The organism is Endozoicomonas sp. NE40, from assembly GCF_040549045.1.
Classification (GTDB): domain Bacteria; phylum Pseudomonadota; class Gammaproteobacteria; order Pseudomonadales; family Endozoicomonadaceae; genus Endozoicomonas_A; species Endozoicomonas_A lisbonensis.
Genome location: NZ_JBEWTB010000002.1, coordinates 4491890 through 4516889 on the forward strand (window position 1 = coordinate 4491890; position 25000 = coordinate 4516889).

A 25000-nucleotide genomic window follows, 5' to 3' on the forward strand; every position below is an offset into this window, starting at 1 on the left:
CCTGTTTCTGACAGTTGTTTTAATTAGGTTGTGTTAATTAGGTTGCCTGCGGTCTGTCGCTTCCTGCATCCAGTCCGGAGTCGCCTCTGGTACATTGGTACTTCTATGGCCACGGTTCAGGTTAGCCCTTACTGGTGTAATGGCAGCCGGAAGCAGACTCTGAACCGTTTGCTGTCCAGTCTGCATCTGTTGTATCAGCAGGGTTGATAGCCGGGCCTGGTCATTCAGGGCCTGAAGGTTGTTCAGCAGTGTCGCGAAATGGTTGATCATCTCCAGCTGAGCGGGTGCAATGTCATCTGTTTCTTTTGCCTGTAACAGCAATGGGCGCATTTCGTGTATTTTGTTGACAAATTCATCAGGGGTAAGGGTCAGCTCACGGGGTATCGAAAACAGCTGTTGTACGAAACGGTTATAAGGATGATCATCAGAAGTGTTAAATGAATGACAAAATGCTGTTGCCACTTCCGGCTTCTCATGGGTATGTTGCCAGAGTTCATGAAAGGCTTCTTTTCCAGCCTCTTTCATTTCGGCAGGTAATTCCGGGTTGGAAAGTGTTTCAAGCAGCAGCCTGGCAGCATCAATATATCTTGGATAACCGATACTACCGTCCTTGATCTCCCAGCGAATCCTTGCTTTCAGGGCATCCGGGTTGTGGTTTTGAATACCCGTTTCCAGAATCTGTTCAGCGGCAAACTCTCCCTGGATGTGAAGATGTAATTCAGCAGAAGGTACTGGTAATTTATATCTCTGCATCAGGTTGCTGATCCGGTTGATAAGTTCCGGGGCTTCAGGATCAATCGCTGACAGGTCGGCCAGTGGTCTGGTGGGATATTCCCGCAGGATTTGAACCACGGACTCTCCAACCACACTTTCGATGGCGTCCACTGTTTGTGCAAGTGCTTTTGGTGACCCCTCAAAGCGACCGCTTTTGACATGGTCGCAGATCAGCTGAGTGACCACTTCTCCGGGGCAGCGTCCCTCTTTGACCAGACGAAGTAACTGACACATGGCCTCTGAGCCAGCGAACGGGCCAGACTTGTAAGCAAACGACAGCGTATCAATGACCAGCTCGATATTGTCTGGCTCTTCACGCTCAAAATCCAAAGCCTTTTCTGTCAGCCAGTCCGGGTCTGCAGTTTCAGGTACTTCAGCATAATGTTTTCTTTGTAACAGTGCGGCGAAAATAGCGACGGATTTTGGTGGGTCTACTTCTGTCAGTTCGTGGGCAATTTTATAATATTCAGCCCGCTCAACCGGGTCATCGCATTCGAGGATTAACTTTTTGTAAACCGGTGCGGTGATGGCCAGACAGGCTCTGAGTGCTTCGCGGTGATGCTGGCGCTGCTTTAACTCCTTATACATCATGACCAGTTGCCTTGACTGTTCGGGACTGGTGGGGTCTGTCGCCTTTTCGCGGCTGGCAAGAATACACTGTTGTTCCAGTCGTTTCGGGCAGATCAGGAGTCTTGAGTTAATCAAAGACCAGTACTGAAGCAGGTCGCCACCGATCTGGTCGAACAGCTCGGTCATGACAATGGTTCCATGATCGTCTTCTTTTCCACTACCGGGTATCAGTCCGGGAAGTTGGACTTCAATCTGTGCGCCTACCTGAATGGACGAACCGTTTGCAGTTTGGGTAATTCTGGTGAACCGGGAACGAAGCAGCGGACCGAGTATCAGCTTAATCAGCGGGTTGCTGCTTTCAACCTCAATATAACCTTTGTCCTGCCTTTCACGGTCGGATAGCTTTTCCAGTTGCTTTCTGGAATGTTTCAGGTCTTTAAGAGCAATGTCGCCTTTGCGCACCGGGGCGTGCAGGGATAGTTTTGTTTTTCCGCCCAGTAAAGTACCCAACAGACGTAACAGTAAGGATGAAGACAGTTTTAGATGCTTTGGTTCAAGTGTCAGCTCACAGCTCAGTGAGCCGTTGTGATCCTTATCCATATCAGACAGGGCGATCTTATTCAGAGCGACGACGGAAGGTCTGTCGTCATCGGCGTCAAAATCTATTTCCATCCCCCCCATGGTGGTGACAGCTGACTGGTCAGCCTCCTGATGGATGAGATTAATCTTTTTGGAGATTTTCAGATCTTTGAAGATCGCTGTACCTTTGTCAAATTCGGCCAGCCCCGGGAGTTTGCTGGCCGGGTCTGCGTACTCTCCGTCAAGCGCATAAGCGGTATTAGTGTTACTGTACTTAACCTCCAGCTCTGTCAGTGAAACCTGAACAGCGGTGTTGTCACGGGGCAGGTTTGGGCTGTTTTTACCTTCTCGTAACCAGGTGTAGGCTGACGTGAAGTTAAGAAATTTACCAATATCAGTTCCCAGATGTACCTCCCCTAAGTTGGTTGCAACTTTCAGGCTGACAGGTTCTTCCTGGTACTCCACAGGAATATCTACATCACAGCGTACCTGATGTATGCTGATGGTTGTCTGGCGTTGCTGGTCCTGAATTTCAGTGCTTTCGCTACCGGGGGGCTGCAGACAGGCTGACAGGGACAGGTTGGATACAACAAGAGGCCCGTTCTGGGTCTCTATGGTCAGTTTGGGGATTTTAAGGTGCTGATAAATACCAGCTTTTTGGGGGTCGAGGTCTTTAAATGCCGTCAGGAGTATATCGGTGAATATTTGCTGCCAGGTTTCATCCGTCATATCAAAAGTTACCCCGGCCCATTTTTCCAATAGCTGGTATCTGGCCAGGTTAGCCGCCCGCTTCTGAGCCTGAGGCACAATAAAATGTTTAAAGGGCTTGGCGATGACCTGATTGGCAACGGGTTTAACAACGCGTTCTGCCAGTGGCTTGATCAGAAAGTCCCTGACAGGGCTGATGATATAATTTTTAAGCCCCTGTACGATCCAGTTGCCTGACCCACTGGTTTCTGGTGTGGCTGCTTTGCTGGTTCCTTCAGCCTGTTCAGGGGACGTTCCCCAAAACCAGCCAAAGGCGCGTTGCAGACGGCCGGGCTGTGGCTGCTGGATATCAACCTGCATTTTTTGTATTGGTTTGAAGGAATCAGTGGTTCCGTCATCTTTCCGGCTGGGTATTTGCCTGAACACCTGGTTAAGGTCGACCGTGTCTACTTTTCGATGCTCATGGGATGGGTCTGATGAAGAAGTATCAGGACGAGGCAGGCTCTCCAGTGCATCATAAAACGGTAACGAGTCTGTGGGAGATGACGGTCTGCTGGGTTCCATGCTTGCCGGGCTTTAAACAGCCGTGTCCTGTGGTAATGAGCACTGTTTAAAGTCTAGCAGTCGGAGTCCTGACTTATCGTTTAGATAAAAGGCTGATTTTATATGCGTTAACAGTATCAGGTATTTTTGGACAGAACCGTGTGCAGGCATTATAAATATACATGCTCACTCATGTGTCCAAACGGGGGTTGCCCTCGTTCATAGAGCGTAAGAAAAAATCTGTGCCGCCTTATACTGGCGGCACAGTGCGTTTTAGCTTCTGTTTTTCTTTTTCGTTGTTTTGCGTGCAGCTTTTCTCGCAAACATCAGCTGATAGACATCGTTGTAAACGCTTGCGAAATGCACGTTCATTCCTGAGCGAATGTAGTCAGGCAGTTCGTCGTAATCTCGACGGTTTTCCTCTGGCAGAATCAGTTCTGAAATGCCCTGTCTGCGGGCTGCAATCACTTTCTCGCGAATACCTCCGACAGCCAGTACCCGACCTGTCAGGGTCAGCTCTCCGGTCATGGCGACCGATCTGGGCTTTTTTCCCTGCGCCAGTGAGATCAGGGCGGTCGCCATTGTCACGCCTGCGCTGGGACCGTCTTTAGGGGTAGCGCCCTCAGGTACATGCAGGTGGATAAAGGCTTTTTCAAAAAACTTTTCATCGGCACCGAACTGGCTGGTCTGGCTGGAAACATAGCTGTAGGCAATTTCAGCCGATTCTTTCATCACATCGCCCAGCTTGCCCGTCAGTTTGAATCCGGCCCGTTGACGATGCACCAGCCCCGCTTCCACGGGAAGGGTGGCACCGCCCATGGAGGTCCAGGCCAGCCCGGTTACCACGCCAATACCGTCAATGGCTTTCTCTTTACGGAAGTAGGGTGCGCCCAGATATTCCTCAAGGCTTTTGATGGTAACGCTCAGGCTCTTCTGTTTGCCTTTCAGCAGTACTACCACGGCTTTGCGAATGATTTTCTGCAGCAGTTTTTCCAGATGACGAACACCCGCTTCACGGGCATAGCCTTCTATCAGCACTTTCAGAGTGGCGTCAGAAATTTTCAGTTGAGCCTTTTTCAGTCCGGCATTCTTCAGCAGCTTGGGCCACAGGTGGTTTCTGGCAATTGCCAGCTTCTCTTCGGTGATGTAGCCGGACAGCCTGATGGTGTCCATACGGTCGAGCAGTGGCCCGGGAATGGTGTCGAGCTGGTTGGCAGTGCTGACAAACAGTACTTTGGACAGATCAATGCGCATATCCAGGTAATGATCCAGGAATTCACTGTTCTGTTCCGGGTCCAGAACCTCCAACAGTGCGGAGGCTGGGTCACCCCGGTAGGAGGCACCGATTTTGTCAATTTCATCCAGCATAATGACCGGGTTGGCAACATCAACCTCTTTTAGCGCCTGAACCAGTTTGCCCGGCAGGGCACCAACGTAGGTACGACGGTGGCCTTTTATTTCTGCTTCGTCCTGCATGCCCCCAAGGCTGAAACGGTAGAACTTGCGGCCCAGAGATTTTGCGACCGAGCGACCAATGGATGTTTTGCCCACTCCGGGTGGGCCAACCAGCAACATGATGGAGCCGGAAATTTCTTTCTTGAATGCTCCGACAGCCAGGAATTCAATAATTCGATCCTTGACGTCTTCCAGCCCGTCATGGTCTTCGTCGAGCACCTTGCGGGCAAAGTCCAGGTCAAGGTTGTCCTCAGAATAACGTCCCCAGGGAACAGAAGTCGCCCAGTCCAGATAGTTGCGACAGATAGCGTACTCCGGTGAACCGACTTCCAGAATGGATAGCTTCTTCAGCTCGTCGTCAATTTTTTTACGGGCGGTTTCAGGCACTTCAAGCGTTTTAAGACGGGACTCGAACTCTTCTATCTCAGCGGTACGGTCATCCTTGGAGATGCCCAGCTCTTTCTGAATAACTTTGAGCTGCTCACGGAGGAAGAACTCTCGCTGGTGTTTGCTGATCTTACGATTGACTTCAGCATTAATCTCACCCTGCAGTCTTGCCACTTCCTGCTCTTTACGGATCAGAACCAGCACTTTTTCCATGCGCCGCTGGACTTTCAGGGTTTCCAGAACATCCTGCAGTTCCTGACCGGGGGCGGTGGTGATAGCTGCGGCGAAGTCGGCCAGCGGGGAGGGGTCTTTGGGGCTAAAGCGGTTCAGATAATTTTTCAGTTCTTCGCTGTAGAGCGGGTTCAGCGGAATCAATTCCTTAATAGCCTGAATCAAGGCCAGGGCATAGGCTTTGATTTCGTCGCTGTCGTCCTGAATGTTTTCTGGATATTCCACCTGAACCAGATAAGGAGGGCGTCTGCGTAACCATTGCTTGATACGGAAACGCTGCATGCCCAGGGCAATAAACTGGATCTGGTCACCTTCACCCACTACATTATGAATTTTGACGGTACAGCCAACCTCTGGAAAGTCTTCCGGATCAACCTTCGTGCTGTCGCCCGGCATACCTGCTACATAGCTCAGGCCAACCACTTTATGGGGGCTCTGGCTGACCCGTTGCAGAGTTTCTTCCCAGTCTTCGGAACTGAATACCAGTGGCTGAACCTGTGCCGGGAAGAATGGACGGTTGGATACAGGTATCAGGTAAAGTTTGTCTGGAAGTGCGTGTTCAGGAAGAACCAGTGTGGTGCCTGTTTCTATATCCTGCTCATCAGCAGAAATAACTTCTGGATCGATAGATTCCTGGTCTGTCATGATGTTTGATAGCCGGTTTGATTTGTTGAAGTGGATAATGACTATTTGGAGTCATTCCGGGTAATTTCAATAGAGACTGTGTTTAAGTATGGTTTACTGAATCGTGCTTGCCATCGATAAATGTCATGCCTGAGGGAGGCAAAATAATGAACAGTCAGCAGGTTCTGGATTTCTGGTTTGGCGGCGAGGCTCTAGGAAAGGCGCAGCTTAAACGCTGGTGGCATAAAGACAGTGATGTGGATGCAGAAATAACATCCCGGTTCCGGGAACTGGTTAATGATGTACATCAGGGGCTTGGCGATAAGTGGTCGGAAAGGGCTGAAGGTCGGTTAGCCGCGATCATCTGCCTTGATCAGTTTCCCCGCAATATGTTTCGTGACCAACCACAGGCTTTTCAGTATGACCAGAAAGCGCTTGAATTGTGCAGGCAAGGTTTAGAAAGCGGTGCTTATCAGGAGCTGCCGTTACTCTGGCAATCTTTCTTTTTTATGCCACTGATGCACAGCGAAGATCTGGCGGATCAGAATGACTGTGTTAAACAGTTTACCCGGCTGACCGACCAGGCTGACGGGTCACTGAAAGAGTATTTGTCCGGTTCTCTGGACTTTGCCAGACAGCATCGGGATATAGTGCAAAAGTTTGGTCGCTATCCTCACCGGAATGCCATTCTGGGCAGAGAGAGTTCTGAGGAAGAACTGGCATTTCTTCAGCAACCCGGCTCATCGTTTTAAGGCTCATGTTTTGATGGGATAACGACGGGTCATTGTTGGGCTGATACCCTGGAGTTCGACTCTGTCTGCCTGACAGGCACGAAACGCCAGTGCCTCCTGAAGGCTGCTAAAACTGAACTCGGTATAACGGCTGGCGCGGCTGGCGTCCCGGTATTCAATAAATAAAATGGAATAGATGGCAACGGTGCCTCTGCCAGTTTTTATTCTGGCTTGCGACAGCCAGGTATGCAGTGGGCAGTCATACAAACAGTGCCAGAGCTGAAGATCGTATTGATCCAGAGTCTCGTGAGCAAACTCCGGCATCGCAGGCGTCGAGTCAGAGTGGGCAACGGGAATACTGGGTAAGGCATTCATTGAGCAGCAGGCAGAAACCTTTCAGAAAATGAACGCCCATTAAATCAGTGTTGTTACCGTTGTACAAGACGGGCTTTCCATAGACTGAAGAGTTAAAAACGGACGTTTTTTCTAACGATATCAGCTGGTTGTCAGAAAAATGACTTTCTAGTTATTTTCCGAATTTCAACGATTTGCGGTTGCGAACTGATCGGCGTTTCTATACATTACGCCTCGTTCGCTGCAGAGGCGAACCACAAAATGGTGAGGTGTCCGAGTGGCTGAAGGAGCACGCCTGGAAAGCGTGTATACGTTAACGCGTATCGAGGGTTCGAATCCCTCCCTCACCGCCATACAGTTTGATAAAAAAATTTGCGCGCTCGTAGCTCAGCTGGATAGAGTACCTGGCTACGAACCAGGCGGTCGGAGGTTCGAATCCTCCCGAGCGCGCCATAATCTAAGCCCACATCAATCGATGTGGGCTTTTTGTGTTTTACACTGCGCTTCTTTTGTTAATAATCCTGCCCATTTCTCTGCCCATCCATCGTGATGGCTGGCCTTTTCAACAACCTCTGTTTGTATGCAGGTTGAATGGGCAAAAAAATTTAAATAGTGATCGCTGATTTCTCTGGGGATAATTGGGTCGTTTTGACCATAGAAATGAATCTGTGGCACCTGTTTCAGGCTGCTGGCAAAGCTGACTGGATTAAGGGCGGTTGGCATGGGGCTGACTTTGTGAAAACTGTTGGTGAATTCAGGGTCAAGGTTTCCTGCAATAGTGCGAACACTGATGACATCGTTTCGTTTGGCTGTAATGATTAGTGCGATAGTAGCACCGCCAGAGTAACCAACCAGTTCAAGTTGTTTAAAGTCGTATTGTTGCTTGAGTGTTGTAATTGCTTCGTTCATTGAATCAATAACTTTCTGGTCGTACCTTCCAAAAGTCCAGATATATGGAGAGCATTCTGGCTGCATAATAAACTGGCATGGCCGGGCCAGATACGCAATATCTCGTTTTTTATCTTCAATCATGATTTTGTGAACCAGTCTGTTGACTGGTGTTGGGTTTGAAGACGGGCGCCCACTACGCATCCAGGCTTTACCATCCCCTTCGATATAAATTCTCAGTATGTCCGATGACTTGCCGAAACCTGGCTGCATACCCATGATAGGAAAGCCTGTGGTTTGAATTATCCGGATGTTAAGATGCTTTTGTCTGGTAAGTTGCGTGGTGGTTTTCAGTGAATCGGTTGTCTGGCAGCCAGAAAAAAGAAATAAAATCAGTATTAAGAATAAATAAAAATGACGCATTTTATTTTTGGTTATCAATGTTTTTATTGGAACAATATTACCATTGATTATTTATTTTGTTTGAATTTTTTAAGGTTTATTTAAATAAACTTCTCAAAATAGTTTTTCTAGTCGGCCTTGTAAAGTTTCTTTTCTTACAAAAAGCTAACGGATTTACAGATCTTTTTTTAATTCGAAAATATTATTTAAGTTTACTGGCTGCCAACTGTAGGATACCGAGCCTTCAGGCTGTGTGCCTGGCACTTTTTTTCATTTGAGAGAGCTCAAAATCGAAATAATTCAACGAGCATAAAATCCAGACTAGAAGTTGGAGTTGGAATAATGAAACAAGTTCAGGTGTTTAAAAAAACACTGCTTTCTTTAGCCGTAGTTTCGGCATTTGGTGGTTATGGGACAGTTACACAAGCTAAACCTACTACAGGAGGGGGGACAACGGTAAATCCGTCACCGTCCACTTCCTCAACGTCCGCTACGTCGTCAGCGTCCTCATCAACGCCGTCGTTGAACGCGTCGTCTATCCCTACGCAGTCCACGGTCAGTCCGTCACAGTCTACGGTCAGTCCGTCACAGTCTACGGTCAGTCCGACACAGTCCACGGCTACCCCGACACAGTCTACGGCTACCCCGTCACAGTCCACGGCTACCCCGTCGCAGTCCACGGCTACCCCGACACAGTCTACGGCTACCCCGTCACAGTCCACGGCTACCCCGTCACAGTCCACGGCTACCCCGTCACAGTCCACGGCCACTCCGACACAGTCTACGGTTCCCCCGACGCAGTCAACCACTGGTCAGACAGCCACTGGTCAGACAGCCACTGGTCAGACAGCCACTGGTCAGACAGCCGCTGGTCAGACAGCCGCTGGTCAGACAGCCGCTGGTCAGACAGCCGCTGGTCAGACAGCCACTGGGCAGACAGCCACTGGGCAGACAACTACTGGTCAGACAACCACTGGTCAGACAACTACTGGGCAGACAACTACTGGGCAGCAACAACCTAAGTCGTTCAACCCAATTACCTTTGAGCAGGGTAACGATCAGGAAATCAAAGAGCATCTTGTACTGCTAGAAGATAAATTCAACGCATTAACGGGTAATGATTTCAAAACAAAATCGATCAGGTACTCATCCAGAGCCTTGTTTGATCATCTGCAACAGGCAGATAATGACGTTGCTGACTTAAATAAAAAGCTACAAAGTGCTAAGGCCGCATCAGCAGATCCTAAAGTAGTTGCAGACTTAGAAAATAAGATCAAAAAAGCTGAGGAATATGCGAAAAAAGCCAGACAGGATCTGGTGGCCTTTGCAAAGGCTAATCAAGACAGGTTAGGACTTAAAGATAACTTTTTGCTGGCTGCCACTCAGAGTGTTGCAGGTAATAAACCAGGAGTTGTTCGTCAGGAAAAAAATGCTGAGCCTGCAGAAAAAGTCGACTTTGCTGCTCTGCGTAGAACCTCTGAAGGTGTGACAGCTGATGCTTCAAAAGTGGGTCTTGATGCTTCACCAGTGCAAGCTAAAGGAGAAGATACTGCTAAATTCCAGACAAGAGTTGCAGAAGCCCGGAAAAAACTGGACGCTCTGTCTCAGGACGATTTCAGGAAGATCTTCCTGATAAAAGACCCCAAAGCTCCGGATCCAAGTCAGGCAAAAGATGTTGCTCCTGAGGTGATCAGACTTAAAGGCTATGATCTGCGTGTTCCTGAGCTTTACAATGCCTTTATGGATCGCGTCCAGAAAGATGTTCCTGAGCTGTTTGATTCTTCTGCCAATGCTGCTGCTTCAGCGGACGTGGTATTTACCGGAGGAACGGTGGAACTTGATGGTTTTAAAACCAGTCCACAATCTCCACTGCCAGGTGCGCACTTTGTTACTCCCAAGGGTGCTAAAGCCGCAGACCCTTATGGTACCTATACTGTCGCTGAAGGCTCCGATGTTTACCAGGCATCAATTGGTAAAGATAAGCCGGTAGATACCTTTGTTGTCGAAAATTCTAAATTTCACGCAGAAGATGGCGTGTATGCGTCCAAGGTTTCGATTAAGGACACAGAGAATGTTGCAGGTTATGCCGTTGACGCTGCTGGCAATGTGACAGAAGGCTATTTGCCTATCGTCGCAAAGTCTTATGAAGACACTGCTGTAAAGGGTAAGCCAGCGGCTAATGGAGTAACACCAGTCATCGCACGTAAGCGCACAGTTGCCAGTTTTCAGGGTGTTAAGAATGGGATGGTGACGGTTAAAGGTCATGAGGATGTTAGTATTACCTCCTCTAACCTTAAGTCTGATGGTCTTGGTGTAGCAGTTACTAAAGGAGGTGCTGGTACCGAAAATATGACCATTAAGGACTCTACCATCAATATGGCTTCTGGCACAGAAATTGTGGCACAGAATCTGGTTGTTGAGGGTTCATCGAAGATTAACTCTACAGTTGACGTCGTTCAACAGACCACTCAACAGACCGCTCAGCAGAGCAGTCAACAAGGTGCCACTCAGGCTGCTTCGTCTGGTAGTTCGAATCAAGCTCCGAAAACTCAGCCACAGCCTGCCAAGAGTCAACAAGTGGTTGGCCTGACGACTGTTCGTGGCGCAAATCTGAAGAAAACCTTTGTTGAAACAACGACTCAGAATGGGCAACAGACTACAAAAGATGTGGAAGTGGACGCAGTAGATACCTTCAAAATAGGCAAGGGATCTGAAGTCCTGGCTAACATTGAGGGCTACGAAGAAGGAACCGTTGCAGGTACTTTGATTTCTGATCATATTGGTTCTGATAACAGTCGGATCAATAAACTGGTTTTAGAACAAGGTGCTGTTCTGCGCAGATATTCTTCTGACGGTAACACTATCTACGGTAGTGAAAAGCTTGATGTAACTGTTGGTAACGGAATGACCGTTATCCATGATGTTAATGGCTTTCATACCATTGTTCTCGATGGTGGTTTGCTGGAAGGTAGTCTGACGGGTTTGAACCCCATTGCCCAGCCTGCTCAAGGTCAAGAAGCCTTTGAAGGCTCTACTGTAGAAATGAAGTCAGGTACTTATCAGGGTGGTGATGTCACAAATGTGAAATCATTTACCATTTCTGGTCCAGTTCATTTAATGCCTGGTAGTACCAAACTGAATAAAGTGAATGCCGATGGCAGTGTTCAGGCTACAGAAACTAAGCCAATTAATATTCGAGGGGATGTTCCTGTTACAAGTGGATCTGTTTTTGTTATCTCAAAAGCTCCTGATTTAGCAAAAGGTCAGTCGCCTGTAAATGTAAATGGTAGTGTGGATTTCAAGAAAGGTAGTGGTTTGGCTGTCGTCGTTGACGATTTTACAACTTCAGCTGACCTGAATGTTGCCTACTTGAATATTGAAGATGGTACCCCTGATTATGGTGCAGGCGTGCTGAAACTTGAAGGTGGCAACAAGGTTCATATACGACCTCAGAATCTGACTGATGAGGCGTCTTATGATAAAACGAAAGCGTTGTACGAAAAGGCTAAAGAGGATCCAAAAGCTTTTGCTGATATGACGATTGTCAACTATCAATCTGTTCAAGGAAGTTTTGAGGCACCTGTCAGCGAATACCCACTGCTGAATGTGGCCTCTGCTCCTGAAGCTTCTCCTCTACCGTCTCCTGGCTCGTACAAAGTCAGGTTGACATTTAACACTGATCCACGAAATGCTTTCCGTTCTGTATGGAATATGAACAGCAATGATGCTGATGTAGCGTCTGCAGCCTTATTGTCTTCTCTGGAAGCCGGTGGAGAAACCGGTAGAGCAATGTTTAATGCTATTCAGAAAGATGGCTACCAGAGAGCTGCTTCAGAGAACCAGTGGGATCCACATGTAGGTATGGGCATGGCTGCGGTAACGGTTACTCAGAAGGCTAATCAGTCCATCAGTCGTCATCTGAACCGACATCGTACCGGAATCGCAACTGGTGATATGTTTGAATCAAAAGGCGTCTGGGGTGAGTACTTTTACAGTGACGGTGAAATGGATGACAAGAGTGGTGTCCGTGGATTCGAGAACAAAGTGAATGGTATTAACCTTGGCCTTGATGCGCTGCTTAATGACCAGTTGACAGTTGGTTTTGCCTTTACATACGGTGATGTGAAAACAGAAACCAATAAATCCGGCCGTGACGCCAGCGGTGATACCTTTATGGGTACTCTTTATACTGGCTGGACCATGGAAAATTACTTCTTCGATACCATGTGGAGTTACGGACGCGGCAGTATCGACATGAAGCGGAAGACGAGTCAGGGTACTTATAAATCTGATACCAAGAGTGACACCCTGGGTGCTCGTCTGGTCGGTGGATACAACTACCAGCTCAACCAGTGGCTGATTCAGCCTCAAATCGAATTTAACTATGTGAAAGTTAAATTCGATGACTTCAAGGAAAAGCAGCAACATGGTGTGTTTGCGCAATCAGTGAAGCTGGATGACTTTGAAGTTATGGAGCTGGGAGCAGGTTTGAAGTTAATGGCTGATTATGACGTTGCTAACGGCATGCTGAAGCCTGAGTTTACTCTGATGGGTTACCACGACTTTAAAGATAAGAAGCCTGAAGTGCAGGGTACATTCCTGAATGGTGGCAGAACTTATCATGTTAGTGGTAGAGATCGTGAGGAGAACCGTGTTCTGGCAGGTGTTGGTCTGAAGTATGAAATGAACAACAACCTGTCTCTGGGTCTGAACTACGATTACAACTGGCAGGGTGACTACACTGCTCACGGCATTGTAGCCAGCGTTCGTTACGACTTCTGATTTAGAGTTGGTCCGTTTATGGCCAGACATGATTTTAACCACCAGTGTCTGTAACAAGACCTGAACTTCTTGCCCTGCTTTTGCAGGGCTTTTTTTTATGGTGTTAATAATAGGTGGGAAGGCCGGATATTCTGAGGGATCAATATTTTCGATAAAAATCAGATGATTAGAACAATAATCGTTGACTCGTTCCGGTGGAATCTCTATAGTTCGCCTCCGTTGACGCAGGGCGCTCGTAGCTCAGCTGGATAGAGTACCTGGCTACGAACCAGGCGGTCGGAGGTTCGAATCCTCCCGAGCGCGCCAAGTTAACACAATATGAGATGCTCTCATACGCAAACACTGCGTCCGTAGCTCAGCTGGATAGAGTACCTGGCTACGAACCAGGCGGTCGGAGGTTCGAATCCTCCCGGACGCGCCATTTTATTAATTAAATGGTTAAACAAGTGTTTGAAAGTCAACGACAATTGTTGTTAGTATTCAGTTGCCGACTGGTGAGGTGGCCGAGAGGCTGAAGGCGCTCCCCTGCTAAGGGAGTATACGGTTTGTAGCCGTATCGAGGGTTCGAATCCCTCCCTCACCGCCATACAGTTTGATAGAAAGTTTTGCGCGCTCGTAGCTCAGCTGGATAGAGTACCTGGCTACGAACCAGGCGGTCGGAGGTTCGAATCCTCCCGAGCGCGCCATATTTGACCAGAGAAGGTCTTGACGGTGAGGTGGCCGAGAGGCTGAAGGCGCTCCCCTGCTAAGGGAGTATACGGTTTGTAGCCGTATCGAGGGTTCGAATCCCTCCCTCACCGCCATACAATTTGATAAAAAGTTTTGCGCGCTCGTAGCTCAGCTGGATAGAGTACCTGGCTACGAACCAGGCGGTCGGAGGTTCGAATCCTCCCGAGCGCGCCATATTAAAAGCCCTGCTAAGCCATTAGCAGGGCTTTTGTCGTTTGTGTAGGTGAAAGTCTTCTGTCGAACCCGCAATACGACAGAAAAGAGGGCGGTAAAAAAAGAAAACGGCACAGCTCTTGATATGCTCTAAACTTTTCCGGGTTCCAGAAAAATCCTTATTAAAAATAAAAAGTCTTTCGGGAGTCCTTCGCCAATGCTTCGTTTTTGGAAAGGTCGAGCGCTTGTATTTTGTTTTCTCGTTTTAATGGTCTGGGCCAGGTATTCCATGGGTGGAACAGGCCATGATGTAGGGTTATACGGCTCGAATTTGGGACTGCCGTCAGCAGAAACCACTCAAAACTCAGAGAGTTCGCTGGTCGCTTTCTTTAAGGTCGATGCCCGTGATGCCAATGGTTTTGATCTGGCCACCATAACCCAGTTCAGCAATGACGATTATTTAGCGATTTATTATCAGGAAGGTAAGGAGGTCTGTCGCGCCTTTTATCAGTCTGTTGACCAGAAAGTCGCTGTCGGTGTACACGATACCAGTGCTGGCGAAATCCAGTTAGGGTATGTCCAGTATGACCCGCTGAATGCGTCTGTTAATGTGGCAAGGATGGTCAGTGCTGAATTTACCGGGCATGTTCAGCAGGCGGTTCTTTGTTTAGCCCAACCCTCCGGGCATTGTGAATCAGGCTTCATTAACGTTAATGAAGATCACAAGAGTTATCAGCCCTATACATCGCACAGCGTTTATTTTCCCCCGGTTCTCGAAGAGTCCAGTGGGGCTACCCGAATCATAATGGATGGGGAGCTGGTCACTATTGCCAGAGATGGAAAGGCGACTTATCACAGGACTCATGCACCGGGAAAGCAGGGTGAAAGTAGCAAAAAGACTTCCAGTGAAGGCAATTCACAACCATCAACTGCTTCGGGTGCGTCCGGTACCAGTACCAGAGTTTTCTCTGTTACGCCTGTCCCTACAGGTCAGGCATCTTCATCCGGGGGAAGTGGCGACGATGATGATCCGGAAAAACAGAACAACAGAAAGGTGCCTGATGACTATCAGGAGCCTGCCCGGAGTGAGTCGCCCCGGCTGACCCAGACACAAATAGCCTATTACCGGCAGTTGATTAATGCAGTCCTGAATTTTGGTATCAATGACCGGGTTTCTGTGGACTCCGTCATTGTGGATTATTTGCTCCGTTTCAGCAGTCACCCCCGAAGGCTTTACCAGGCCTTACGACAAGATATGATCGAAAGATTTGGTATCAATGAAGGAGACCTGATTAACTTTGACGATAGAGCAGAGCTTGCCATCAGTCATGCATCGAGGACGCCCGACTTCTCGGGCAGAGGGCGTCAGGACAGTTATTTTACGGTGTTATTAAATACTTATCTGGCTGAAATTGAACGACACCCCAATAGGCTTTCAGACACTGACCTGGCCACCGTTTCCGATTTACTGTCACTCTATTACGGGCACATTTTAGCGGCCCGTTACACGCCCGCAATTTTCAGGGAAATAGGTGAGGGGGAATTTTGTCTGCCACCCGGGCTTAAAGAGATTAAAGACGACGGTGGTTGTATGGGTGCAAACTGTTTTTTGCCTGCTTTTTGTGCGCCGCGTAATCTCGCTCACGGGGTCAGGACTGTATTTGGAACGCACACCGCCATCACGTCTTTCAGCTTTTTATTGATCTCTTACTTTTATTTTAACGCCGATAACCTGTTCGGACCCGATGTGGAAGCGGATGAGGTTCTCGGATTACTATTTTCCGTACTCAGTAACGGAGCCAGTCTCATCGCTTCAGTTCTAAACTCTGCTTCCTCGTATGGGGTGTTGAGTATGGCGCCCAATATCCACTGGCAGGAAATAGCTTTACTGGTCCTGTTGAATTCAATGAAGGACACTTTCTCAATGGCGGGGCTGTTCTTTGGAATGCTCAAGCCTGAAGAACCGGAATACCTGCGCCTGTGCCAGATCTTTAATGGTGTTTTTGGTGCTGCCTTTGCCTCGTACTTGCTTCGTACTACCGGAAGGGTGCTCAGTGCAGGTGCCGACAGTGGTCAGGACAGAGGTCAGGATAGTACCACTTTGAATAACGATAGCCTGACAGGACAGCCACCCCTTCTGCGGTGGACTGATATTAAACTATTCATTCTGTTTACAGGTGGCTTAGAAGCTACTTTTCGCCTGTTGGGACATTTTTCTGACTTTCAGCCAAACCAAAACAACTTGCTGTCTACTGCCGCTTCCTCCGGTGCCTATAATCTGGCTTTTCCGAGGGCAGACTACCTTGATGCACTTCGAATGGGTGCCTGGGCTGCTAACGTTTTTGTTGGCCTGCTTCTTTACCGGCAGCATCAGGCCGTCAATCACATTGTCACGCAAGAAAGTCCAGCCACTGCTGAAACACGCCAGGCCGTTGAAGATATCCGGCGTCCCCTTTATGTACGAGCGGGTGTCGGTATTTTTACGACGTTAATGTCATTTATGGATCGCTATGGCAACAACCCGTTAAGTTATCTGGTTATTCCGGCTGCTGATACGGCTAAATCGATGTATTTTGAGTCGGCTGTTGCTTTGCTGCGCGAACAGGTGATAGCCGAACATATATTTCGAGGGGAAACCCACCGACTGGAGCAGAGTTTTAATGACGCTGTCAGTAACGTTGAGTACCAGGATGGAATGACTGTAGAGAGCTTCATGCAGGCACTTCTGGACAAGCTGGAAGAGGCAGGTATCAGCACCCAGTGGGGGCGTGCTCTCTGGCTTCAGGGTGTCATAGGCAGAGACTATGAACAGCTGGAGTCGATTCTGAACCGGGCGCGGCTGAATGCTAACAGGGACGGAACGGCGACTCATTTCGTATCGGGTGGTGATGGGGCGCGAATGCCTGTCAGGGATGACCTGTTTACACCTCAGCAACCTGAAGATGAAGACAGTCCGGAAGCTGCCTGTTCCTCTGAGCAGGGAGCCTGTGGTTATACTCCGGCCCCCCCGGAGGAACAGGGGAATTTGCAGGGTATACCGTTAACACCCGTTGGCGAGGCAAAGAAAACGACACAGGAAGGACAAAGTCATCAACCAAAAGCCTTTATAGTGACCGCTGTTGAAGAAAAACCGGAATCATCGCCAAAACCAGAGCCAGATGACGATGACACGAAAGAGGGTGAACCGCTGATATCAAAAGAAGAGCCTGATGATTGAACCGTTCTTGTAGCAAGCCGTTATTCTATGGCTTTAAAGTCTTCATACACAAAACCTCTGATCATAGCATCGGTCTGAAAATCAACTTGAATACTTTTCAGCTTTTCAAGGGATAAGGCTAACAAACCATCAAGTAATTCAGTGGCTGGATTATCTTTTTCGAGGATGTCCAGGTATTTTCTCATTGTTGCTAACAAAGAACGCAGTTGATTTTCAGGCATAGGTTCGAGCAAAGCCAGATAGATTCGGTTCTCAACATCCTGGTAAGGATGTGTTGCCAACCATTCCAGAATGCTTCCCTCAACTAAACCGTCACAAAGGCATTGCTCGCTATTACAATTGGGGCAATACCCATAAACAGGCAAAGTGCAAAATACGCTGATAAGCAGAATGAAAGTATGTACTTGAATGAGTCTGATCATTTTCAACTCCTTTGTGAGAGAAAAAGAGTATAAGCCCAATGACAGGCTCATGGCAGATCCGGGCCAGCGGACTGCCTGTTTAATGGCAGCACTGCCGGATCTCTCAAGCGGTTATTGCTTTAAAGTACATAGCTCATTGCAATAGATACGAATCAGAATTTGGCAAAAGCATATCAAATTTAACGGAAGTCCCTATTGGTAACGCTAAGAGGCTGTTTTAAAACTAAACAAGCCTCTCAGATATTGGTCTCTCGTCATTATCAGAAATCTTCCTGATCACTGATCGGTAGCCAGCTGTCAGTAGAGAACCGAACTGAAGCATATAATCACCAAAATTCATTACATGTCGGTAAAGTTTGAATGAACCTGTCATATTGTCGGGTATCGGTTGGGCTGTACTTTCAGCTTGCAGATGGGTGGCCTGAGATTGAGCCGTCGCATTATTGAGTGGTGTCATTACCTCACCCCCATTAGGGTTTAGACGTTTAATAGCTAAGATTATTGCCTCAGTAAAAAGTTCCTGATTTCGGCTTGCAAAGCCAACGGTTAATGCCTGCTCAATGCCCGGGCAACCTCATCATCTGTTTCTGACCACCCAGATTTTAGCGGTTCCATCAGCAGAGGCTGTCACAAGGTGATGTCCCTCGTTGCTGAAGCTGGCATCATACACCCACTCATTATGCTGGATGGTGGCTTTTTCCTGCCATGTGTCATCAACAAGCCCCCAGAGTTTGTTGGTTTTATCATTAGAGGCTGTCACAAGATGACGTCCATCGGGGCTGAAGCTGGCACTGTGCACCAGGTCATTATGCTGGATTGTGGCTTTTTCCTGCCATTGGCCACCAACAAAACTACAGATTTTGGCGGTGTGATCATCAGAGGCTGTCACAAGGTGACGTCCATTGGGGCTGAAGCTGGCATTGTTCACATTTTTATTATGCTGGATGGTGGTTATTTCCTGCCATTTGCCGTCAACAAACTCCCGGATTCTGGCGGTGTTATCCCGGGAGCTTGTCACAAGGTGGCGTCCATCGGGGCTGAAGCAGGCATGGTTCACCTCGGAATCATGCTGGATGATGACTTCTTCCTGCCATTGGCCGTTAACAAGTCCCCAGATTTTGACGGTGTGATCATCAGAGGCAGTCACAATGTGGCGTCCATCGGGGCTGAAACTGGCATAGCTCACTCGCTTTTCATGGGGGATTGTGGCTGTTTCCTGCCACTGGTCGTCAACAAGCTCCCAGATTTTAGCGGTGTTATCATCAGAGGCCGTCACAAGGTAGCGTCCATCGGGGCTGAAGCAGGCACTGTTCACTTCTTCATTGTGCAGGATTATGGTTTTTTCCTGCCATTGGTCATCAACAAGCCCCCAGATTCTGGCGGTGTGATCATCAGAGGTTGTCACAAGGTGGCGTCCATCGGGGCTGAAGCAGGCACTGTTCACCTCTGAACCGTGCTCGATTGTGGCTTTTTCCTGCCATTGACTGTCAATACGCTCCCAGATTTTGGCGGTAGTATCATCAGAGGCTGTCACAAGGTGATTGCCATCGAGGCTGAGGCTGGCACTCATTACAGAATCATCATGCCGGGCGGTGAATACATTTTCACAGGTGAAAAGCTCTGTCTTGGCTAATACTTCGGCAATGGCAAAAAATAACATCTCAGGAAAGTGTTTAGCCCCTGAAAGCCTGTCTAACTCTTCCGCTAATTGTTTTCCTCTACTGCCAAAGTCTCTTAACCAGCCTCTGGTGAATGAACGGTAGGCATCAGCTGTTTGCGCAACAAGGTCATAATTGAGATGCTCACTGAAAGGGGAATCCGATAAGTGATGTTTAGCAATCAGATCGTTCCATCTTTTATTGACATACTTGCAAGCATTGATAGTGCTTATGTTCGAGCCGGAAAAAATTTTTAAAAGCAGTTCATCTGGCAGGTTTGTTATACCCGTATCAAAAGTTCTTTCAACAGGTCTTTCGAGACGCCCGGAGGAACCTCTCAGCCACTTTCTTTCTGGAGTGCAGGGTTGCCATCTGGCTTTTTTTCTGTTTTTTTCTGTTTTTTCTGAAACAGGAACGGCTGTAGAGCTGGTGGATGGCCTGTCACTGGGTGATACGCCCGGGTGTTGTCCTTCAATCATTGAATCATCCTTGAAATGTCTTGAATGTTTGCACTTTTGACCTTCCGGGAACTGTTTAGTTTCAGACAGGGTATGAAACCCCCTGATACCCGATGACAAACCGGTAAGAACACATAACAAAGCATGGGTAACAGGTTGAGGGCCTCGTGCAATGGGTTCAGCTGGCTAACCGTTCTTCTGCTATCGCTGGCTAATCACTGACGGGGAGGGTTTTTCAACCTCTTTTGCACTATTGCATAGGCCAGTTCTTCTCTCGTTCGTTATTCTTCATTTTTTTCTTTAGAAGTTCTAAGGCGAGCCTGAAGATTGGTCACCCGGCGTGTCGATTTTACAGCCCGGGCCGCCATGCTCACTGCTTTGGGTTGTCCCAGTAGCACCACGAGCTGCTTGCCACGGGTAACGCCAGTATAGAGCAAGTTTCTTTCCAGCAGTGTGTAATGTTGCATCGCCATGGGAATCACGACACAGGGGTATTCCGAACCCTGGCTTTTATGGATGGTGGTGGCGTAGGCGAGAGAGACTTCATCCAGCTCATTGACCTGGTACAGCACTTCCCGCCCGTCAAAACGGATCATCAGCTCGCCTTCTTCTATGTCGATACTGATGACCCGACCAATGTCGCCATTAAACACCTCTTTGTCGTAGTTATTGACGGTCTGAATGACTTTGTCGCCGGGGGCGTAGGTCCAGCCGTAGCGGGTGACTTTCGGGTGGGCATCGGGATTCAGGGCTTCCTGCAGGGCAACGTTCAGGCTGCGGGCTCCGAGACCGCCACGGTTCATGGGCGCTAATACCTGAATATCATTGACCGGATCAAAACCGAACTTCTGTGGCAGACGACGGGTGACCACCGCCATAAGCTTCTGGAACAGTTCTTCAGGTTCATTGCCAGTCAGATAATAGAAGTCAGTGTCTTCATCATTTTTAGCTGGCTTTGGAGGCTGGCCTCTGTTGATGGCATGGGCGCCGGTAGTGATTTTTGACGTAGCGGCCTGACGGAAGATTTCGGTCAGCCTCGCCACAGGCACTTTGCCGGATTCAATCAGGTCACGCAGTACCGAGCCGGGTCCTACAGAGGGTAACTGATCCACGTCACCTACCAATAACACGGCACTGTTATCCGGCACTGCACGCAACAGCTGGTTCATCAACACCACGTCTACCATGGAGCATTCATCGACGATCAGCAGATCGGTTTCCAGCGGGTTATCGGCGTTACGCTTGAAATCAAAGGCAGATGGGTCAAAGTCCAGCAGACGATGAATGGTGGTGGCTTCCTGTCCTGTGGATTCTGATAGACGCTTGGCCGCCCTTCCGGTCGGGGCGCACAGTGTTACACGGGCGCGCTTTGCCTGAATGATTTTCAGGATGCTGTTGACGGTGGTGGTTTTACCCACGCCCGGGCCACCGGTGATAATACAGACTTTGCTGCGAACCGCCTGCTCCACGGCCGCCTTTTGTGAACCGGACAGCCCAATATCGTTTTTGGCCTCTACCCGGGGAATGGCTTTTTCCAGATCAATATCAACCCAGAACGATTTGCCGCCCAGCAAGCGGTTTATGTGGTTGGCAACCCCCTGTTCAGCCCGATGCAGTGGTGTCAGGAACAGGCAGGGCTGCTCGTGGATGGTTTCAGGGGTTAATCGCTCTTCGTTGATTTCACACTGAATGGCTTCACGAATCGTATTCTCAGGGATTTCCAACAGTTCTACTGCATCTGAGATCAGCGCCTGATAAGGCCAGGCGCAATGACCATCGCCGGACAGTTCCTGCAACACGTGCCGTACACCAGCCTGCGCCCGGATCAGAGAGTCTCTGGCAATACCTAACTGTTGCGCCAGCTGGTCTGCGGTTTTAAAGCCAATGCCATGAATATCCAGTGCCAGCCGGTAAGGATTCTCCCGCACTTTTTCTACGGACTGGTCGCCATAAGTTTTGTAGATACGAACTGCTCTTGCTGTTCCGACACCGTGGGATTGCAGAAATACCATGATTTCCCGGATGATTTTCTGTTCCGACCAGGCGGAGGTGATTTTCTCCCGCCGTTTTTTACCGATGCCTTCCAGCTCCATCAGGCGTTCAGGGTTTTCCTCGATAATATCAAACACCTGTTCGCCAAAGGCTTTCACCAGCCGTTTGGCAAAGTGGGGACCAATGCCCTTCACCATGCCCGAGCCCAGATACTTCTCAATTCCTTCCAGCGTATTCGGCGTGACGGTTTTAATCTGTTTGACCTTGAACTGCACGCCGTGTTTGTGGTCGTTAAACCAGATGCCGGAGGCATCCACAAACTCCCCGGGGGTAACAGAGGGTGTATTGCCGGTCATGGTCACCAGCTCCCGCTGGCCTTTGCACTTCACCCGGATCACAAAAAAGCCGGAGGCTTCGCTGTGAAAGGTCACTCGTTCTACCGAACCCTGTAGATGGACAATTGGCTGATGGTCAGTCTGGGGATGGTGGCGGGTGGCAGAAGAGTATTCAGGGGCTTGCATATCATTTGAGTAAAAAGGGTTTGCTATAGTATCCGGGATTCTAATATCGGATACTAACAAACCTTTTATATTCAAACGACACTTGCCTGCTGTAAGGGGTAATAATGAATTATCGGGATGTTCTTGAAACGTTAAAAAAGGCATCTGCCTTTGACCTGTACCGACTGTCCTGTGCCATCGACCGGGAGATGGAGCGACCAGAGCATATCGTGGCTGTTCAGCGGCAGGTCAGGACAGGGCAGGTGATTCGATACTTCGATGGGACAGAAAACCGCGAATATGAAGCCAGAGTAACCAAGTTCGGTCGCTCTCTTCTTCATGTTGAGCGAATTGACGATGGTCGGAGGTGGCGTATTCCTTATTATATGGTCAACCTTGGCGAGGTTGATGTCTCAGTGAGCCAGCCGGGTAACAACAAGCCGATTACCGCTAATGACCTTTCCATCGGACAGCAGATTGGTTTTTATGACAAGGAAAATCAAGAGCGATCCGGAGTGGTTGAACGTATCAACCAGAAGTCCGTATCGATCAGAACGGAAACAGGACGCTGGCGTGTAGCTTACTGTTACCTGTTTCCGGTGATTGAAGGTGATACCTTTGACGGTGCAGACCTTATCTCTGTGGCGGATAATGAAACGGCATAACCACAAGGCAGAGTATTCAAAGTGACAGAAGCTACAGTAAGGTATCAATCTGTTTGTTGCACGACCTTTTTTTAGCAGCGGGTTTCTGTTCACTCTTCGCTTTTGTCATGATCGTTCTCCAATCGGTGTCTTGTTTGTAGTCCGCCTTTCAGGGCGAAGGCGGGTTCAGTAGCCACAACAGGCAACATTCTGATTAACAGGGAAACCTGCTGGTAATAAATGGATGTTTTATCCATCAATCGGATCTTCTTTCTTTCGTTATCAGGGACTCAGGAACAGTGATCTGGTAACGCTCGTCAAATCGGCCATTAGCAACCACCTGACGTTTACCAGAGCCAAGCTCTATTTGTGACTCATCGAGTCGCTTAAACCACGGGTGATTAAAGTGGTGGCTCAAAAATAGAAAAATGCGATTGGTTTGAACTGCACTGCTGCGGTTAAGAAGTGACTGCACTTTTCTTGGACTCAGGTTGACCAACCCCTGAAACAGTTCTGCGGCATGTTCGAAGCGGATTGTTTTGTCGATAGCATCTACTACTTCATACGCAGCCAGCTCAGGGCGACTGGCTATGAGCTCCCTTCCTTTCACTGTTACTGTAGTGAAATCTTTTTCAGATAGTTCCTTGAGTTTGTGGTTGCCACTGTATAGCCAGGGCTGCCCGGAAAATTCACGAAACCACTTTGGCAGGGTTTGCCTGCTTTTGACTCCTACCCAGACCTGTTCTGAATGAAGTTGCAGATAATGGCTGAGTCCTTGATGGGTCAAACTACTGAGTCCTGCAAGGTGTACGGGCAGTTGCAGTTGCTGAGTGAGAGCCTGTAGGGCGTCTGCCCAGTCAGGTTGAAGCTGACCGCTGGGTTCAGGCCGGTAATAGACACCAGAGCTGAGCCTTTTAAGCCATCCGCTCTGGGTATACTTCTGTGCCAAAGAATAGCGAATACCGTGTTTCGTTAGCCACTGCTGAAGCACCAGAGAGCCAGGAGAGGTATGGTTAATTAGCCAGTTTAACTTGGATGACATATTAATACCTGTGGTGTTAATTTGTAGTTTATGTCAAACAAGGTGGTTTGTCTAAATCTCAATAGTAATACTTAAAGTGTTAATATATATCATTTGTTAAACTTAGTTACTTTGTTTGGTGTACTCCTGACTTTCTATTAAATCTCACAGCAGTTTGATGCTAACTCGATGTTCAGTCAGTTGCACTTGCTGTATTAATCCAGCGGGAACCAGCATCATAAGCACTAACGTAAAAGATATTTTTTCCATATTACCTCTATGATTCAGAGGTAAATGGCAATGGCTGAATATCACATGCTTACCGACAGGCTCTCTACCCTTGAAGGCCATCGTACTCATGATGCTGCCGTCCTGATGCGGTCAGTCAGGGATAGAAGTGGTTGGACTGGGCACTAATGTCTATAAGGTGGAGCAGCTGTGTAAGCGGTAAATTAACCCCACATTCCAAAGAAAGCCACGCCCCTTAATACTTCAGGTTTTAAAACGGAGAAACTCATGAAACCTGAAGAGCGCAAACAAAACCAGGCACTCTGGCAAGAGCGGATGAACGACTGGCAGCAGTCCGGACTCTCGGCCTCAGGCTGGTGTCAAAAGCACGACATCAAGCAGCACCTGTTTTTTTACTGGAAGCACAAACTGCTCACCAGACCGGATAATAAATTGATCCCTCTGGGCGTTGTTCAGCCAGAACCTTCTGCGCCTTCCCTGGTGATCCTCTATATGGATTCCATACGAATCGAAGCGGCTCCTGAACACGCTGCTGCCCTGATCAAAGCATTGCAGGCTGCCTCGTGATCCGCCCGGAAGATGAGGTGGCTGTCTATCTCTACGCTGAGTACGTTGATATGCGCAAATCCATCGACGGGCTGGCGACTTTAGTCGAACAACAAGCCGGACAATCACCATTTAATCAGACGGTCTACGTCTTCTGTAATCGCAAGCGGGACAAGATCAAGCTGTTGTGTTGGGAGCGTAATGGCTTTGTGCTCTGGTATAAGCGACTGGAGAAATTCCGCTTTAAATGGCCGGGGAATGAAGCACCCGAAGCGATCGATGGAGGCCTGCTCAACCAGCTTCTGGATGGTTATGACATTCGCCCCAAAGCACCTCACCCAACACTGGAATATACGACTTTACTCTAACATGCTTGTCTTCAG

General features: G+C 48.6%; 15 protein-coding genes and 8 tRNA genes. 14 read left to right on the top strand and 9 right to left on the bottom strand.

What is annotated here, in order from left to right; genetic code table 11:
- Positions 1-33: 33 nt before the first annotated feature.
- Entirely contained in the window at positions 34-3195 is a 3162-nt protein-coding gene (locus V5J35_RS21315; protein ID WP_354009073.1) for a hypothetical protein, read from the bottom strand.
- Positions 3196-3447: 252 nt separating this feature from the next.
- On the bottom strand, positions 3448-5892 hold the full coding sequence (gene lon, locus V5J35_RS21320) for an endopeptidase La (RefSeq protein ID WP_354009074.1): 2445 nt from the start codon (positions 5890-5892) through the stop codon (positions 3448-3450).
- Positions 5893-6038: 146 nt separating this feature from the next.
- On the opposite strand from lon, the gene V5J35_RS21325 reads away from it, so the two are divergent.
- Entirely contained in the window at positions 6039-6623 is a 585-nt protein-coding gene (locus tag V5J35_RS21325; RefSeq protein ID WP_354009075.1) for a DUF924 family protein, read from the top strand.
- Between the two features lie 3 nt (positions 6624-6626).
- Here the strand turns inward: V5J35_RS21325 and V5J35_RS21330 are convergent, their stop codons facing one another.
- Positions 6627-6977, bottom strand: a complete 351-nt coding sequence (locus V5J35_RS21330) for a hypothetical protein (protein ID WP_354009076.1) — start codon at positions 6975-6977, stop codon at positions 6627-6629.
- Between the two features lie 242 nt (positions 6978-7219).
- Here V5J35_RS21330 and V5J35_RS21335 point away from each other — a divergent pair.
- Positions 7220-7309 (top strand) — tRNA-Ser (locus tag V5J35_RS21335).
- A 23-nt stretch (positions 7310-7332) separates the two neighbouring features.
- Positions 7333-7409, top strand: a tRNA-Arg gene (locus tag V5J35_RS21340).
- Positions 7410-7424: 15 nt separating this feature from the next.
- Here V5J35_RS21340 and V5J35_RS21345 read toward each other — a convergent pair.
- Positions 7425-8123 (bottom strand): hypothetical protein, encoded by a 699-nt coding sequence (locus tag V5J35_RS21345; RefSeq protein WP_354009077.1) that lies wholly within the window; start codon positions 8121-8123, stop codon positions 7425-7427.
- A 465-nt stretch (positions 8124-8588) separates the two neighbouring features.
- On the opposite strand from V5J35_RS21345, the gene V5J35_RS21350 reads away from it, so the two are divergent.
- The 8 genes from V5J35_RS21350 (at position 8589) to V5J35_RS21385 (ending at position 17127) form a co-directional block, all read left to right on the top strand.
- Complete coding sequence (locus V5J35_RS21350) at positions 8589-13028, top strand: autotransporter domain-containing protein (RefSeq protein WP_354009078.1); 4440 nt, start codon at positions 8589-8591, stop codon at positions 13026-13028.
- Between the two features lie 229 nt (positions 13029-13257).
- A tRNA-Arg gene (locus V5J35_RS21355) sits at positions 13258-13334 on the top strand.
- Positions 13335-13372: 38 nt separating this feature from the next.
- A tRNA-Arg gene (locus V5J35_RS21360) sits at positions 13373-13449 on the top strand.
- Positions 13450-13521: 72 nt separating this feature from the next.
- Positions 13522-13614, top strand: a tRNA-Ser gene (locus V5J35_RS21365).
- A 23-nt stretch (positions 13615-13637) separates the two neighbouring features.
- A tRNA-Arg gene (locus V5J35_RS21370) sits at positions 13638-13714 on the top strand.
- Positions 13715-13738: 24 nt separating this feature from the next.
- Positions 13739-13831 (top strand) — tRNA-Ser (locus tag V5J35_RS21375).
- Between the two features lie 23 nt (positions 13832-13854).
- Positions 13855-13931, top strand: a tRNA-Arg gene (locus V5J35_RS21380).
- Between the two features lie 268 nt (positions 13932-14199).
- Entirely contained in the window at positions 14200-17127 is a 2928-nt protein-coding gene (locus tag V5J35_RS21385) for a hypothetical protein (protein ID WP_354009079.1), read from the top strand.
- A gap of 20 nt (positions 17128-17147) precedes the next feature.
- Here V5J35_RS21385 and V5J35_RS21390 read toward each other — a convergent pair whose 3' ends face one another.
- From V5J35_RS21390 to recD2, 3 genes are all read right to left on the bottom strand, one after another.
- Positions 17148-17549 carry a hypothetical protein gene (locus tag V5J35_RS21390; RefSeq protein WP_354009080.1) on the bottom strand — a complete coding sequence of 134 codons (402 nt, stop codon included), beginning with the start codon at positions 17547-17549 and terminating at the stop codon, positions 17148-17150.
- Positions 17550-18126: 577 nt separating this feature from the next.
- Entirely contained in the window at positions 18127-19686 is a 1560-nt protein-coding gene (locus tag V5J35_RS21395) for an F-box/WD repeat-containing protein (protein ID WP_354009081.1), read from the bottom strand.
- Positions 19687-19946: 260 nt separating this feature from the next.
- On the bottom strand, positions 19947-22178 hold the full coding sequence (gene recD2, locus V5J35_RS21400) for an SF1B family DNA helicase RecD2 (protein WP_354009082.1): 2232 nt from the start codon (positions 22176-22178) through the stop codon (positions 19947-19949).
- Positions 22179-22282: 104 nt separating this feature from the next.
- Here recD2 and V5J35_RS21405 point away from each other — a divergent pair, with 104 nt between their 5' ends.
- Entirely contained in the window at positions 22283-22822 is a 540-nt protein-coding gene (locus V5J35_RS21405; RefSeq protein ID WP_354009083.1) for a hypothetical protein, read from the top strand.
- Positions 22823-22911: 89 nt separating this feature from the next.
- On the opposite strand, the gene V5J35_RS21410 is transcribed toward V5J35_RS21405, so the two are convergent.
- Positions 22912-23058, bottom strand: coding sequence for a hypothetical protein (locus V5J35_RS21410; RefSeq protein ID WP_472924772.1), 147 nt, complete (start codon positions 23056-23058; stop codon positions 22912-22914).
- Positions 23058-23843 (bottom strand): type IV toxin-antitoxin system AbiEi family antitoxin domain-containing protein, encoded by a 786-nt coding sequence (locus tag V5J35_RS21415; protein ID WP_354009084.1) that lies wholly within the window; start codon positions 23841-23843, stop codon positions 23058-23060. The genes V5J35_RS21410 and V5J35_RS21415 overlap by 1 nt, the downstream gene beginning before the upstream one ends.
- A 495-nt stretch (positions 23844-24338) precedes the next feature.
- Between V5J35_RS21415 and tnpA the strand changes: the two genes are divergently transcribed.
- On the top strand, positions 24339-24638 hold the full coding sequence (gene tnpA, locus V5J35_RS21420) for an IS66 family insertion sequence element accessory protein TnpA (RefSeq protein ID WP_354009085.1): 300 nt from the start codon (positions 24339-24341) through the stop codon (positions 24636-24638).
- Complete coding sequence (tnpB, locus tag V5J35_RS21425) at positions 24635-24985, top strand: IS66 family insertion sequence element accessory protein TnpB (protein WP_354009086.1); 351 nt, start codon at positions 24635-24637, stop codon at positions 24983-24985. Before tnpA ends, tnpB begins: the two co-directional genes overlap by 4 nt.
- Positions 24986-25000: the final 15 nt, after the last annotated feature.

Coding starts and splice junctions, on each gene's coding strand:
- V5J35_RS21315 (WP_354009073.1), bottom strand. CDS start 3,195: ATGGAACCCAGCAGACCGTCATCTCCCACAGACTCGTTACCGTTTTAT.
- lon (WP_354009074.1), bottom strand. CDS start 5,892: ATGACAGACCAGGAATCTATCGATCCAGAAGTTATTTCTGCTGATGAG.
- V5J35_RS21325 (WP_354009075.1), top strand. CDS start 6,039: ATGAACAGTCAGCAGGTTCTGGATTTCTGGTTTGGCGGCGAGGCTCTA.
- V5J35_RS21330 (WP_354009076.1), bottom strand. CDS start 6,977: ATGAATGCCTTACCCAGTATTCCCGTTGCCCACTCTGACTCGACGCCT.
- V5J35_RS21345 (WP_354009077.1), bottom strand. CDS start 8,123: ATGGGTATGCAGCCAGGTTTCGGCAAGTCATCGGACATACTGAGAATT.
- V5J35_RS21350 (WP_354009078.1), top strand. CDS start 8,589: ATGAAACAAGTTCAGGTGTTTAAAAAAACACTGCTTTCTTTAGCCGTA.
- V5J35_RS21385 (WP_354009079.1), top strand. CDS start 14,200: ATGGGTGGAACAGGCCATGATGTAGGGTTATACGGCTCGAATTTGGGA.
- V5J35_RS21390 (WP_354009080.1), bottom strand. CDS start 17,549: ATGATCAGACTCATTCAAGTACATACTTTCATTCTGCTTATCAGCGTA.
- V5J35_RS21395 (WP_354009081.1), bottom strand. CDS start 19,686: ATGATTGAAGGACAACACCCGGGCGTATCACCCAGTGACAGGCCATCC.
- recD2 (WP_354009082.1), bottom strand. CDS start 22,178: ATGCAAGCCCCTGAATACTCTTCTGCCACCCGCCACCATCCCCAGACT.
- V5J35_RS21405 (WP_354009083.1), top strand. CDS start 22,283: ATGAATTATCGGGATGTTCTTGAAACGTTAAAAAAGGCATCTGCCTTT.
- V5J35_RS21410 (WP_472924772.1), bottom strand. CDS start 23,058: ATGGATAAAACATCCATTTATTACCAGCAGGTTTCCCTGTTAATCAGA.
- V5J35_RS21415 (WP_354009084.1), bottom strand. CDS start 23,843: ATGTCATCCAAGTTAAACTGGCTAATTAACCATACCTCTCCTGGCTCT.
- tnpA (WP_354009085.1), top strand. CDS start 24,339: ATGAAACCTGAAGAGCGCAAACAAAACCAGGCACTCTGGCAAGAGCGG.